10 protein-coding genes are annotated in these 13,782 nt (G+C 66.9%); 6 read left to right on the top strand and 4 right to left on the bottom strand.

Going from position 1 to position 13,782, the window contains the following annotated elements; translation table 11 throughout:
* Position 1 precedes the first annotated feature (1 nt).
* The 3 genes from B4A39_RS13935 to B4A39_RS13925 all read left to right on the top strand — a co-directional run bounded on the left by B4A39_RS13935 (position 2) and on the right by B4A39_RS13925 (position 4,757).
* Positions 2 to 2,332: a hybrid sensor histidine kinase/response regulator gene (locus B4A39_RS13935; protein WP_292037127.1), complete on the top strand. Its 2,331-nt coding sequence runs from the start codon at positions 2 to 4 to the stop codon at positions 2,330 to 2,332.
* A gap of 231 nt (positions 2,333 to 2,563) precedes the next feature.
* A complete protein-coding gene (locus tag B4A39_RS13930; RefSeq protein ID WP_292037125.1) occupies positions 2,564 to 3,322 on the top strand; it encodes an ImuA family protein in 759 nt (252 codons plus the stop codon).
* Positions 3,237 to 4,757 carry a Y-family DNA polymerase gene (locus tag B4A39_RS13925; protein WP_292037124.1) on the top strand — a complete coding sequence of 507 codons (1,521 nt, stop codon included), beginning with the start codon at positions 3,237 to 3,239 and terminating at the stop codon, positions 4,755 to 4,757. Before B4A39_RS13930 ends, B4A39_RS13925 begins: the two co-directional genes overlap by 86 nt.
* A gap of 5 nt (positions 4,758 to 4,762) precedes the next feature.
* Here B4A39_RS13925 and B4A39_RS13920 read toward each other — a convergent pair whose 3' ends face one another.
* Complete coding sequence (locus tag B4A39_RS13920; protein ID WP_292037122.1) at positions 4,763 to 5,239, bottom strand: DUF3833 family protein; 477 nt, start codon at positions 5,237 to 5,239, stop codon at positions 4,763 to 4,765.
* A gap of 48 nt (positions 5,240 to 5,287) precedes the next feature.
* Entirely contained in the window at positions 5,288 to 6,088 is an 801-nt protein-coding gene (xth, locus tag B4A39_RS13915; protein WP_292037121.1) for an exodeoxyribonuclease III, read from the bottom strand.
* Positions 6,089 to 6,236: 148 nt separating this feature from the next.
* Between xth and B4A39_RS13910 the strand changes: the two genes are divergently transcribed.
* The 3 genes from B4A39_RS13910 (at position 6,237) to B4A39_RS13900 (ending at position 12,135) form a co-directional block, all read left to right on the top strand.
* Positions 6,237 to 9,491 carry an error-prone DNA polymerase gene (locus B4A39_RS13910; RefSeq protein WP_292037119.1) on the top strand — a complete coding sequence of 1,085 codons (3,255 nt, stop codon included), beginning with the start codon at positions 6,237 to 6,239 and terminating at the stop codon, positions 9,489 to 9,491.
* A gap of 1,035 nt (positions 9,492 to 10,526) precedes the next feature.
* Complete coding sequence (locus B4A39_RS13905; protein ID WP_292037110.1) at positions 10,527 to 11,039, top strand: SgcJ/EcaC family oxidoreductase; 513 nt, start codon at positions 10,527 to 10,529, stop codon at positions 11,037 to 11,039.
* Between the two features lie 673 nt (positions 11,040 to 11,712).
* Positions 11,713 to 12,135 (top strand): VOC family protein, encoded by a 423-nt coding sequence (locus B4A39_RS13900; RefSeq protein WP_292037109.1) that lies wholly within the window; start codon positions 11,713 to 11,715, stop codon positions 12,133 to 12,135.
* A gap of 797 nt (positions 12,136 to 12,932) precedes the next feature.
* On the opposite strand, the gene B4A39_RS13895 is transcribed toward B4A39_RS13900, so the two are convergent.
* Positions 12,933 to 13,313, bottom strand: a complete 381-nt coding sequence (locus tag B4A39_RS13895) for a hypothetical protein (protein ID WP_292037107.1) — start codon at positions 13,311 to 13,313, stop codon at positions 12,933 to 12,935.
* Positions 13,314 to 13,533: 220 nt separating this feature from the next.
* Entirely contained in the window at positions 13,534 to 13,767 is a 234-nt protein-coding gene (locus tag B4A39_RS13890; RefSeq protein ID WP_292037106.1) for a hypothetical protein, read from the bottom strand.
* Positions 13,768 to 13,782: the final 15 nt, after the last annotated feature.

The raw sequence follows: 13,782 nt of genomic DNA, 5'->3' as shown, positions 1-13,782 counted from the left end.
CTTGGCGGAGCCACAGCCCTCCACCCTCGCCCCCCTGATCGCCCGGCTGAACGCCGGGGCCAGCGGCGTATGGCTGTGGAGCGTGGCCGAGGGCCGGCTGTACGGCGACGCCCGGTTCGCCGACCTCTACGGGATATCACGGGAGCAGGCGTCCGCCGGCCTCCCCACGGACGCCTTCTTCGCCTCCGTTCATCCGGAAGACCGGATGCGCATCCGCATCGCCGTGGCAGGGGTGATGCATGGCGCCGAGCAGTTCGTGAAGGACTTTCGTCTGATCACCGACGGCGAGGTGCGATGGGTCTCCGGACTGGGCCAGGCCAAGCGGGATGATGATTATCGCGTCCTGACCTTCAGCGGCGTCCTCACCGACATCACCGCGCAGAAGCGGATCGAGGACCGCCTGCGGATCGCCCAGTCCGCCGGGGGGGTCGGCACGTTCGAATATGTCAGCGGGTTTGGCACCGTCGAGGTTTCGCAGCAGTTTTGCCATCTGCTGGGGCTCACGCCGACAGACGCCGTGGCGCTGCGAGCCATAAACGCGACGCTGGTCGCTGGCTCGCCGCCCCTGATCGGCGGAGACGAGCCAGCGCCGGAACAGATGGCCTATCGCGAATGCCGGATCGTCAGGCCTGATAACGGCGAGACACGCTGGATCGCCTGCCGGGGCGAGCACCGCCGGGACGGCCCCGGCGGCGCCGATCGCTTCATCGGCGCCATCCATGACGTGACGGCCTTCAAGCTCACCGAGGCCAGGCTGCAGGATCTGACCAACACGCTCGAAGACCGGGTCGCCGAACGCACCAAAGAGCGGGACCGGGTCTGGAACAATTCGCGCGATCTCCTCGTCATCCTCGACAAGAACGGGCGCTTCAAATCGACCAGCCCGTCCTGGCGGCGTCTCCTGGGATATGAACCGACCGAGCTCGAGGGCTATGGCTATCGCGCCTTCATCCACGAGGAGGACGCGTCAACAAGCGATGTCGCCCGCGCCCGGGCGTTGACCGGAGAGAACCTCGACGGCTTCGAGAACCGCTACCGGCACAAGGACGGCGGGTTGCGCTGGATCACCTGGAACACCTGGGCCGAGGAGGGTCTGGTCTACGCCTACGGCCGGGACATCACCGGCGAGAAGGCTCGCTCGGAAGCCTTGGCCCGGACCGAGGAACAGCTTCGACAGGCCCAGAAGATGGAGGCCGTCGGCCAGCTGACGGGAGGGCTGGCCCACGATTTCAACAACATGCTGACCGGAATCATCGGCGGGCTGGACATCATCCGCAGCCGGATCGCCGCCGGGCGCCTGTCCGAGATCGACCGTTTCATGGACGGCGCGGTGCAGTCCGCCCAGCGGGCGGCCGGCCTGACGCACCGCCTGCTGGCCTTCTCGCGTCAGCAGCCGCTCGATCCGCAGCCGGTCGACGTCTCGGCCCTTACGCGGTCGATGGAAGAGATGCTGGCGCGGACGCTCGGCGAGCAGGTTCAGCTGACCGTGGTCTCGCCGACAGATCTTTGGCCGGCCGTCAGCGATATCAACCAGCTGGAGAGCGCCGTCCTGAACCTGGCGATCAACGCGCGTGACGCCATGCCCGCCGGCGGCCGGCTGACGATCGGGACGGAAAACAGGGTGCTGGGCCCGTCCGATGTGGCGGCTCATCCCGGACTATCGCCGGGGGACTATGTCGTGGTTTCCGTCGCGGACACGGGCGGCGGCATGCCCGCTGACGTCGTGGCCAAGGCCTTCGATCCCTTCTTCACCACCAAGCCCATCGGCCAAGGCACGGGCCTGGGCCTGTCCATGATCTATGGTTTTGTAAGGCAGACCGGGGGCCACGCCGCCATCGACAGCGTCGAGGGCGCTGGCACGACCGTCCGGCTCTACCTGCCGCGGGCGACGCGCGCCGCCGAGCCTGCGGCGAGCGAGACGGTTGACGCGCCTTTCTCGGCCACGGGCCAGACCGTGCTGGTGGTCGAGGACGAAGCCTCTGTCCGGGCCCTCGTCGTCAATCTGCTGGCGGAGTTCGGCTATAGTCCTCTGGAGGCCGCCGACGCCGAAAGCGCCCTGGTCCACCTGCATTCGGATCAGATCATCGACTTGATGGTCTCCGATGTGGGACTGCCGGGCCTGAACGGACGCCAACTGGCCGAACTGGCGCGGTCGCGTCGTCCCGCCTTGCCGATCCTCTTCGTCACGGGCTACGCGGCCAATGCCACGGTTCGCGAGAGCTTCCTCGATCCGGGCATGGACATGATCGCCAAGCCGTTCGCGATGGCGGAACTGGCCGCCAAGGTCGGGGCGATGATCCGCGGCGCCTCCATGATCGCCGACAGGGTTTGACAGCCGCCACCTTCCCGGGGCCATGACATCCAGGTTCGCGGCAGGTCAGCCGCGCGCTGCGAACACGCCTGCCGGCGCTCCCTCCTGAACGCGCGTCGTCTGTCCTTCCGCGACGGATGCAAAAAAGATTCACACCAAATCCCCAGGCGGTTGCGCGACAGGCCGTTGACTCCATCTCGCAAGATGAACCAGAACAAATCAGGAACATTAGACCTCGGAAAGGAGGCCGCCATGACCATCCGGCCCGCCGCCGAACTCGCCGCCCTGCGCGCCAGGATCCAGCACCTCGAAACCGGGGGCCGTCGGGACGCCGGGGTCCTGTCGTTCGGCATCCCGGCGCTCGATGCGGCCCTGCCCCAGGGCGGGCTCGGTCTGGGGGCTCTGCACGAGGTCGCGGGCGGCGGCGACGGGGCCATCGATGGCGCGGCGGCCGCGCTGTTCGCGGCCGGCGTCGCCGCCAGACTGCCCGGCAAGGTGCTGTGGTGCGTCACCCGGCCGGACCTGTTCGCTCCCGCCTTGAGCCAGGTCGGCCTGGATCCGGATCGCCTGATCTATCTGGAGGCCGGCGACGAGGCGTCGCTGCTCAGCTGTTTCGAGGAAGGGCTGAGACACGCGGGTCTGGCCGCCGTGGTCGCTGAGGTGGGGCGGCTGTCCATGACCGCGTCCCGACGACTGCAAATCGCCGCCGAGACCTCGGGGGTGACGGCGCTGGCCGTCCGCCGCTGGCGACGGGCCTCCGAGGCGGCCGAGTTCGGGCAGCCGACTGCAGCCTCGACCCGATGGCGGATCACCTCCCTGCCCTCCTCTCCCCTGCCCGCGCCCGGCGTGGGCCGTCCACGGTGGTTTGTCGAACTCCTCCGTTGCCGGTCAGGCGACTGCGCCGATTTCTCTCTGGAAGCCTGTGATGAAAAGGGTCGTCTCGCTCTACCTGCCGAACTGGCCGATCGATCGATTGCGCCGACGGCTGGGCGACGCCGCGCCGCCGCCTGAACGCCCGATGGTGCTTGTCGGGCGGGATCGACGCCGCCGCATCCTCACCGCCTGCAGTCCTGCAGCCCGCGCGCTGGGACTTCGTCCGGGCATGGCGGCGACGCAGGCGCATGCGCTGGCGCCGGACCTGTCCACGTTCGACGCCGAGCCGGGGCGCGACGCCGAGGCTCTTGAGCGCCTCGCCCTTTGGGCTCTTCGTCGCTATGCGCCGATCTGCGCCGCCGACGAGCCCGACGGACTGGCGATCGACGCCACGGGCGCGGCCCATCTCAGGAGCGGAGAGGCCGGCCTGCTCCAGGACATGGAGACGCGGCTGGGCGCCGCAGGGATCCAGGCTCGCGCCGCCATCGCCCCCACCTACGGCGCCGCCTGGGCGCTCGCCCGTTTCGCGTCCGCGCCGACCATGGTGGCGGAGGGCGAGGTCGGGGCGGCGCTCGCCCCCCTGCCGCTCGCCGCCCTGCGCCTTGAACCCGACCTCCTTGATGCGCTGGGCCGGATGGGGTTCGAGACCGTCCTGGATCTGGAGCGCCAGCCGCGCGCGCCGCTAAGTCTGCGGTTCGGACCGCAGCCAGGCCGCCGCCTCGACCAGGCCCTCGGGCGGATGCATGAGCCGATCACCCCGGTGTCGGAGGGGGAACAGCCCTGCGCCGAGCGGGTGTTCGCCGAACCCATAGGCGCTCCGGAGACGCTTGAACGCTATGCCGCCCTTCTCGTCGACGACCTTTGCGCCCAGCTCGAGCGGGCTGGAACAGGCGCGAGACGCCTCGACTGGCTTTGCCATCGGGTGGACAACCGCATCGAAGCCGTGAGGATCAGTCTGGCGCGCCCCGTCCGGGATCGCCGGCGCCTGACCCGGCTCCTGCGGGACAGGGTGGAGAGCATCGCGCCAGGGTTCGGCATCGAGCGCATGACCCTGGCCGCCTCGATCACCCTGCCCCTGAACTGGCGTCCCGGCCCGTCAGGGCTGAGCGATCCCGACGTCCCTGACGTCGCCGCCCTTGTGGACCTGCTGGTCAACCGCGTCGGCGCCGGGCGCCTCTACAAGCTCGAGCCGCGAGAAAGCGATGTTCCCGAGCGTTCGGTGCGGCGGACCGAGCCGCTAGCCGCGTCGACCCTCCCCGCCTGGGCCGGCGACTGGCCGCGTCCCATCCGCCTGTTCCGGACGCCAGAACCGGTCGAGACCCTGGCTCTTCTCCCGGACAATCCACCGGCCTGGTTCACCTGGCGCGGGGTCCGACGGCGCATAAGCCGGGCCGACGGACCTGAACGGATCTACGGCGAATGGGGCTGCAGGGACGCCGAGCTATGGGCCGTGCGGGATTACTTCCAGGTCGAGGACGAGGCCGGCGAACGGTTCTGGCTGTTCCGCGCCGGCGACGGCGAGGACGCCCGAACCGGGGCGCAGAACTGGTTCATTCACGGCAAGTTCGGATGAGCCGGTCAGTCGGCCAGACGACGATAGAGCACATGGACGGTGGCGAAGGGAACGCCCAGACGCCCCGCCGCGCCCTTGGCCATCACCGCTGTTTCATCGATGCGGTAGAACCAGTCGTTGAAGTTAAGCCTGGTCGAGGACCCGTCTTTCTGCGGCACGTCGCGGCTGTAGCGCCAGTGGAAGGCGCAGCCGGCCTGGTCGCCTTCCGCCTGCCCGTCCAATCGATCCTCGTCGCCGACGTAACGGCCGTCCCCGACCGGTCGGATCCGCCAGTTGAGCCTATCCACATGGCCGTCGTCGAAGCTCCAGGTTTCGCTGAACTCCAGCGTCTCGCCGTCGAACCGTCCCTGGGCCCGGACGGTGAAGCGTTGCTGCAGCCCTCCCGTGATGCGCTCCAAGACGCCCCAGCCTTCCAAGCGGGCGTTGAGGAAGATTTCTGGCCGGTATTCCGGCGTGGTGTCGGCGAAGTCGGAGAGGTTCATGAAAGGGATCCGCGAAAGAAACGATCCTCGACTAACCCTGCGCGCCCTTCAGGGTTTCGTCCTGCGTCGAACCGCCCGGTCCGCAAGGTCGATCCAGACCGGCGCGTGGTCGCTGGTCTTTTCCCAGCCGCGCACCTCTCGATCCACCTCGGCGCGTTGCAAATGCGGCTGCAGGGCCGGGCTCAGCAAGAGGTGATCGATCCGCAGGCCTGCGTCGCGCGCGTACCGGTTCCGCAGATAGTCCCAGAAGGTGTAGATGGCCTCATCGGGGTGGAGGGTGCGCAGGGCGTCGCACCAGCCCTGGTCCAGGAGGCGGGCATAGGCCTCGCGCACCTCCGGACGGAACAGGGCGTCGTCCCGCCAGCGTTCCGGGGCGTAGACGTCCAAGTCGGTCGGCATGACGTTGTAGTCGCCTGCAAGCACGACAGGAGCGCCGCTGTCCAGCAGGGCCTGGGCCCTTGCCTGAAGGCGGTCAAACCAGCGCAGCTTGTAGTCGAACTTCGGCCCCGGCGCGGGATTGCCGTTCGGGAGATAGAGACAGCCGACGACGATCCCCTTCGCGGCGGCCTCGATGTAGCGGCTCTGAAGGTCGTCGGGCTCGCCGACCAGGCCTCGACGGGTTTCGATGGGGGTGTCGCCGCGCGAGAGGATAGCGACGCCGTTCCAGCTCTTCTGACCGTGCCAGACAGCGCCGTAACCGGCCTTCTCCAGGGCCGCGATCGGGAAGGCCTCCTGGGGCGCCTTCAGCTCCTGCAGGCAGACGATGTCGGGCTGTCGCATCTCCAGCCACCGCAGGAGCACCTCAAGCCGGCCGCGGACGCCGTTCACATTATAGGTCGATATGCGCATGCGTCTGAGCCAACGCTCCGGCCCGAGGGACGTTGCGCGGCCGTGACCCGCAACGACGTCTCCATGCAGCCGCGCTGGCCTTGCAGCCTATCGCCCGAGGCTGACGTGCATCGCTCCGAAGTCCTTCCCACAGCGCAGCGGTCCTGAGATGGCCGCCCCTCGATACGTCGAACTCCAGTGCGCGTCGCATTTTTCCTTCCTGCGCGGCGCCAGTTCCTGCGAGGAATTGTTCAGCCAGGCTGCGGCGTGCGGGATCGGAGCCCTGGCCGTCACCGACCGGAACAGCCTGGCCGGCGTCGTTCGCGCCCATGAGGCCGCCAAGGCCACGGGGGTGCGGCTGATCGTCGGCTGCCGGCTCGAGCTCACCGACGGCTCGACGGTGCTTGTCTACCCGACCAACCGGCCGGCCTATGCGCGGCTGTGTCGCCTGCTCTCCCTGGGCAAGCGGCGAGGCGGCAAGGCCAACTGTCTTCTGGACTGGGACGATCTGGAGGACTTCGCCGACGGCCTGATCGCCATCCTGGTCCCCGAGCGGGCCGACGCCGTCACTGGCCGACGCCTCAGGCGGCTCAGCGCGATCTTCGGGGCCGACGCCCATCTCGCCCTGACGCTCCAGCGACGGCCGCGCGACCAGATGCGGCTGCATGAGCTTTCGGTGCTGGCGACCGGAGCCCGCGTCAAGACGGTCGTCACGAACGACGTGCTTTTTCATCACCCCGACCGCCGCATCCTCCAGGACGTGGTGACCTGTATCCGCGAAAGCTGCACGATCGACACCCTGGGCTTCCGGCGTGAGCGCTCGGCCGACCGTCATCTGAAGCCCGCCCCGGAGATGCACCGGCTCTTTCCGCGCTTCCCCGAAGCCCTGGCGCGGACGCTCGAGATCGCCGACCGCTGTCGTTTCTCCCTGGACGAGCTGGCCTATCAGTATCCCGAGGAAGCCAGCCTGCCCGGCATGACGCCGCAACAGGCGCTTGAGCATCTGACCTGGGAAGGGGCCGGGGCGCGTTATCCCGAAGGCCTGCCGGACAAGGTGCGTCGCGCGCTCGAGCATGAACTGAGGCTGATCGGCGCGCTCGCCTACGCGCCCTACTTCCTCACGGTCCATTCCATCGTCCGCTTCGCCAGAAGTCAGGACATCCTGTGCCAGGGTCGGGGCTCGGCGGCCAACTCCGCGGTCTGTTACGTCCTTGGGATCACCTCGATCGATCCGGAGCGCAACGACCTGCTGTTCGAGCGCTTCGTCAGCCAGGAGCGGAAGGAGCCTCCCGACATCGACGTCGATTTCGAGCATGAGCGGCGCGAGGTCGTGATGCAGTGGATCTTCGACACCTATGGGCGCAACCACGCCGCCCTGTGCTCGACCGTCGTCCGCTACCGCTCGCGCGGCGCGCTCAGGGACGTGGGCAAGGCCCTTGGACTGAGCGAAGACCTGATCAAGACCCTGTCGTCCCAGGTCTGGAGCTATTCCAGCGACGGGGTCGAGGACCGGCACGTCGAGGCGCTCAACCTCAACCTTCAGGACCGGAGGCTTCGGCTGGCGCTGGATCTCTCGCGCCAGCTCATCGGCTTCCCCCGACACCTGAGCCAGCACCCGGGCGGCTTCGTCCTCACCCATGACCGGCTGGACGACCTGGTTCCCATCGAGCCGGCGGCGATGAAGGACCGCCAGGTCATCGAATGGGACAAGGACGACATCGACGCTCTGAAGTTCATGAAGGTGGACGTGCTGGCGCTCGGCATGCTGAGTTGCATGAAGCGTGGTTTCGATCTGCTGGCCGAACACAAGGATATCCAGCTCGACCTGGCGACCATCCCCGCCGAGGATCCGCAGACCTATGCGATGATCCGCAAGGCGGACACCCTCGGCGTCTTCCAGATCGAGAGCCGGGCGCAGATGGCCATGCTCCCCCGGATCAAGCCCAGGACCTTTTACGACCTGGTCATCGAAGTGGCGATCGTCCGTCCCGGACCGATCCAGGGCGACATGGTCCATCCCTATCTCAGGCGCCGGGAAGGCAAGGAGCCGGTCATCTACCCCAAGCCCGAGTTGGAGAAGGTGCTCGGCAAGACGCTGGGGGTGCCGCTCTTCCAGGAACAGGCGATGCGGGTCGCCATCGAATGCGCAGGTTTCACCGCGTCTGAGGCCGATCAGCTGCGTCGCGCCATGGCGACCTTCAAGTTCACCGGCGGGGTCAGTCACTTCAAGGACAAGCTGATCAGCGGGATGGTCGAGCGCGGCTATACGACGGAGTTCGCCGACAAGACGTTCAGCCAGCTGGAGGGCTTTGGTTCCTATGGCTTCCCCGAGAGCCACGCCGCCTCCTTCGCCCTGATCGCCTATGCGTCGTCCTGGCTCAAGCGGCATCACCCGGACGTCTTCTGCGCGGCCCTGCTCAACGCCCAGCCGATGGGGTTCTACGCCCCGGCCCAGATCGTCCGCGACGCCCGCGAGCACGGCGTCGAAATCCGCCCCGTCTGTGTCAACACCAGCCGATGGGACTGTACGCTGGAGCCCAACGACGGTGGCTTCGCCGTTCGTCTGGGGCTGCGGATGGTGCGGGGATTACCGAACGGGGACGCCGCTCGTCTCGTCGCGGCGCGGAAGGATCAGCCGTTCGCCTCGCCGGATGATCTGTGGCGACGCGCGAGCATCCCCGTCGCCAGCTTGGTCAAACTCGCAGAAGCCGACGCCTTCAGACCGGCTCTTAAGCTGGAGCGTCGGGAAGCGCTTTGGGTCCTCAAGGCCCTGCGCGACGAGCCTCTTCCCCTGTTCGCGGCCGCCGATGAAAGAGACGCCGAACACCGCCCCGAGGCGCCTGAGCCCACGCCGCTTCTGAAGCCGATGACGCCGGGCCGGGCTGTCGTCGAGGACTACAGCCATGTCGGCCTGACCCTGCGCGACCATCCCGTCGCCTTCCTCCGCAACGATCTCCAGAGCCGCCACGTCCTGACCTGCGCCGAGGCGACAGCCATGCGCGACCGCCGTCTGACCCGCACCGCCGGCCTCGTCCTGGTCCGCCAGAAGCCGGGTTCGGCCAAGGGCGTGATGTTCATTACGATCGAAGACGAGACCGGCGTCGCCAACCTGGTGATATGGCCAAGCCTTTACGAGCAGCAGCGTCGTATCGTTCTGAGCGCCAGCCTCCTGATCGTGGACGGCAAGGTTCAGCGCGAGGGCGACGTCGTCCACATCGTGGCGACCAAGCTTCATGACGGCTCGGGGCTGCTGGCCTCGGTCGGCGGACGCGGCGAGGCCTTTCCCCTGCCTCATGGGCGTGGCGACGAAGTCCATCACGGCAGCCTGCCTGATCCTCGCGGCGTCCCCAGCAGGGCGCGGGACATCTACATCCCCGATCTCTCGCTTAAGGCGCTCCGGCTGAAGACAAGGGATTTCAAGTGAGCCACGACGTTCGGGCCGATCACGAGCGACCCGCATGAAAGCCGCCCGCTGAGACGGCCCGAAGCGCCCGGCCTCGACGCTGGTGTCCTGGTCGACGCCGGACGAGATCCTTCGGTTGGCCGCTTTGGCCTGTTCACACCAATCACTTAGGACGCATAGGGCGGCTGAGCGCTTGCGCCCTGGCGCCGCGTGATCAGTGGACAGGTTCGACGCCGAAAAGGCTGACGCGCGAAGCGCTTCGGGCTGTCAATTGTTCTTCGGCTTCCCGCAAGCGAGCCCGGTCAAAACCCAGCCCCCGTGTTGATTACCGGGTGGGCTCCGGCCATTCTGTTCGCGACAGGCTGTAAGTCCCGGAGGGTTGCTTGCGCATCTTGCCGCTCATCTGCATGTTGACCATTACCGGCTGCGCCTCCGCAACATCACAGCTGAGCGATCAAACCCGGGTTCTCGCTATTCCGGAGCGCGGATTCCGGGATCCGCCGAAAGCGCCGCAGATCCAGGCGATGGCCATTCCACCGCCCGTCGATCCCCCGGCAGAGGAAACCCTGTTTGCACATCTCGCGCCGGGTTCATGGGCCGGCGCTCTGTCGACCGAGGGAGACAGCCCTATCGCTTCCGCGGACGTTAGGCGCGTGACCTGCGTCGGTCTTCAACCCTCACATATGCTGTGCGCTTGGGAGCAGCGCATAGGCGGCAGATGGCGACGTCTTTCTCAGTGGGCCGACATCAGCGAAGCAGCGAGCCGCAGACCGGTGCTAATCGGCGCTCCAATGACGGAACCGTGAGGAACCGATCGACACGAGCCGCACGCCACATGTCGCCCCGCGCCCGACCTGAGCGGTGAAGTCTCGGTCGGAAGTGCGCCAAACGCCGTCATGCCCCCCGTGTCGGGAAAGCGACATCCAGATCCACGGGCGCAGATCCGCTTTCGGCCCAGACGTCTTTAAGTGGAAACAGGCTCCACGGTCCAAGCGCCTTTGTCCAGGGACGAACTTGAGGTATTGCTGTTCAATGAGAAGTCTTGAGGGCAGGACCATGGATCGCCGCAACTTCGTCGCGTTCGCCACACTCGGCTCTGTCGCCGCGTCCTCCAAGGCCGCATCTTCACCGAGTGATGTCCAGGCGGTTGCTGAACTGCTCAGCGAGTATCAGGCCGCCTGGAATGCAGGTGATGCGGCTCGAATGTTTCGCCTGGCGACGGAAGACATTCATTGGGTCAACATTGTCGGCATGCATTGGCAGGGTAAAGCCCAGGCTGAGCTGGCCCACCGAATTTACCTCGAGATGATGTTCAAGGGCGTGCCCTTGGCCTTGGAGGAAGTCGAGAGTGTCGTGCCCGTTGGAACAGGCGCGCTTTCCGTCGTCGCACGCTGGAGCATGGGGGCTTTCACCACGCCGGGCGGCGATTCTGTGCCGCCTTCGAAGGATCGCATGAGCCTTGTGCTTCTTAGAACCGCAGAGGGCCTCAGGATCGCCCATGGAGCCAATGTTCAAATTGATCCGGTGGCTCAGCAGTTCGACCCGGTTAAGGCGCGTCCCCCCGCTTAACGCCGAGCAGCGAAGCGGGATCTCATGTCATTCCTCCACCCTTGAGCGAACGCCGCGACCCTTTGCGGACTCTCCGGGCTTCCCGGCATGCCCCTGGGCAGGCGGCTCGACTAGTGGATTGACATGCCGATCTTAGCCCACGAGCAACTCCAATCGCTGGAGCGCCACCCATCGACGATTTGTCTGTATAGCGGGCCGAAGCGCGAGCTTGATCATCAGAGACATGACGAGCAGCACTGCCGACGGCGGCCCCCAATATACGGCCGTGGCGCGTCCTCAGCCTGGAAGAAGCGTCAGCCACGTGCGGACGCCCCAGCCCGCGGTCGACGATCCGATCTGCATGATCCGCAGTCTGCAGTTTCCCTCACCAAACGAGCTGGCTGGACACCCCCGTCTGCGGATCCTGCTTTCAGGTGATCATTGCGCCAGCGAAGGGGCAGCGCGTGACGACCTCAAAGCGGCTGTTGCCTGCTCGGCTCTCAGGCCCACTTTCGACACTGAGCCGACTTTGTCGTGGCTCTCGTCCGCGCTAGTGTGAAGGCGTCGAAAAAGGCAGATCGGTGTGGTTAGTCCGGTCCTCGCGCAAGCGGGCCTGTCCGTCGCAACCTGCGGCGAGTCCCCCGACCTTCAACGCGGTTTGCATGGTGCAGGCTGCGAGCAAAGGACGTGGACTATGCAACAGCAAATTGCGGTCATCACTCTCAGCGTCGCCGACCTGACGAGATCCAAAACGTTTTACGTCGACGGGTTCGGGTGGACGCCGATCTTCGAGAACGACGAGATCGTCTTCTATCAGATGAATGGCCTGATGCTGGGGACCTGGCTTGACGGTGGCCTTGAAGGCGACATGGGGAGGGAGGGGCTGAAGCGTCCGGGTGCGTTCAGCCTCGCCCATAATGTTCGTGACCCAGAACACGTCGGCCCCCTGATGAACAGGCTCGCAAGTTCGGGCGGTCGGATTCTCCGCCAGGCAGACGCGCCTCCCCAAGGCGGGTTCAGAGGCTATGTTGCTGATCCGGACGACCATTCCTGGGAAATCGCCTTCAATCCGGCTTGGCGGATCAACGAGGAGGGCATGGTGACCTTCGGCCTGTAAGCTCGGCTGGGGGGCCTCGTCAGAGGCCCGCTTCCCTTTCATCCCGGAGGACTACGCCGCGGCATCCTCGATGTCGGCACAGCGCCAGAGGCCGTCACTGCAGCCCGTTCAGTAAGGCGATATTCGGTGACCGCGATGAGTGTCGGCTCCTCCGCCTGGCGATAAGGGGCGTGGACCGACCCATGGCGGACCTTCGCGGGGTCCGTCCGCGCGCGAGCAGAGCCACGGACAGTCAGTCTACAACAGGCGAAGGGACACACGCACGCGGCGACCAGCTCCATGATCCGGTCGGACGCTATGCCTCGGACCTCGACATCCTGGCCGGGGTGGACCACGAAGACCTAACCCACTTCGAGTCTGGGAAGACATCGAGAAGCGCCTGCTGGCCGAGCTGTCGGCGGGCGCCCTGCGCACGCCCGTCAGCCTGATCGTGCGCAGCCTGGACGACGTGAACTGGAAGCTGAAGCAAGGACGCGGCTTCTTCATCGACATCGTTCGCGACGGCCGAAGAGCCCCAACCTGATCCGGCTTCCCAACATGACGGAGCCGCTCGAGCCCGGACGGCGCGAGGTCTGCCACATGACGCCAAGTTCCAGAAGCGCTGCTTCGAACTGCTGGGCGCCGCCTTATGTGAAGGCGCGCAACTCCCGGCGCTACCGCATCACGGGCGAAGAGCTCGCCTACCTGTCCGAGCGGATCGAGGTCATACGCCAGATCGCGACGGAAGCCAGCCAGGCCCGGCCTGCGCGCGGCCGACGATCCGGAAGCCTGATCCGACGTTCTAAACCGCCCTGGCCTCAGGGCTCCAGGCGTGGGTGTCCGCGGAGGCCGGGGCCAGGGTAGAAGGCGCTGCCGGTCGAACGGCGCAGCCGCTCGCGCCGGAGGGTGATTCTGAGGACCGCGCCGGCGCCGAGGCCGAGCAGGACAGCGCATCCTGCGAAGATCAGGATGAAGACGGTCGCCCCCAGAGTCTGAGGATCGACCCAAGCCAGCAGCGGGGTCGAGCGGTAGGCCTGCAGGAGCTCCATCACCGCGGCCTTGGCGGGCGGCGTCACCACGGCGCTCAGGCCAAGGGCGGAGGCCCAGACCAGCAGTTCCGCGGCGGTGGTCCGGCGCGAACGCAGGCTGAGGGAGGCGGGCTTGTGGCGCGACCGAACCGGCTTGAGATACTGGATCATCTAGCGATCTAGGCCTTCGCGCGCGCGTTCGGCAACACGCAGTTTCCCCATAGGACAAAAGGTCAGCGCCCCTGCCCTCGTCGCCCTCCCGGCGCGCAACCGCCGACAGACCGGCCGAGCTTCCGGCTCTTAAGCGGTTGGTGACCCTTGGACGGGCGCTGCTCGATAAGAGAACCGCACGCCCTTGGGCGCGCAGTCCATCCCTGTCGCGATGGAAGGCCTATTCGGTGGCGAAGCTGTCGGCCTCGTCAGGCGCCGCGGCGGCCCCCGCCAGCCGCTTCACCCCCCCCCTCGATCGTCGCCGAGGGTTCAGCTCGCGCAGGACGGCGGGCAACCACCGCCGCCCTTCCAGCAGGCGTTCCTCCGCCTCGGCCAGACGCCCGCCCCAGTCCTCGAGGCGGTCGGCGAACTCGCCCGCTCCGACTCCGAGCGCTCGACGGCCACCGACTTTCATGACCGACGCGGAAGG

It is taken from the genome of Brevundimonas sp. UBA4553 (genome assembly GCF_002387245.1).
Classification (GTDB): domain Bacteria; phylum Pseudomonadota; class Alphaproteobacteria; order Caulobacterales; family Caulobacteraceae; genus Brevundimonas.
The sequence above is the reverse complement of the archived record's forward strand: the minus strand, read 5'-3'. Positions and strand labels throughout refer to the sequence as shown.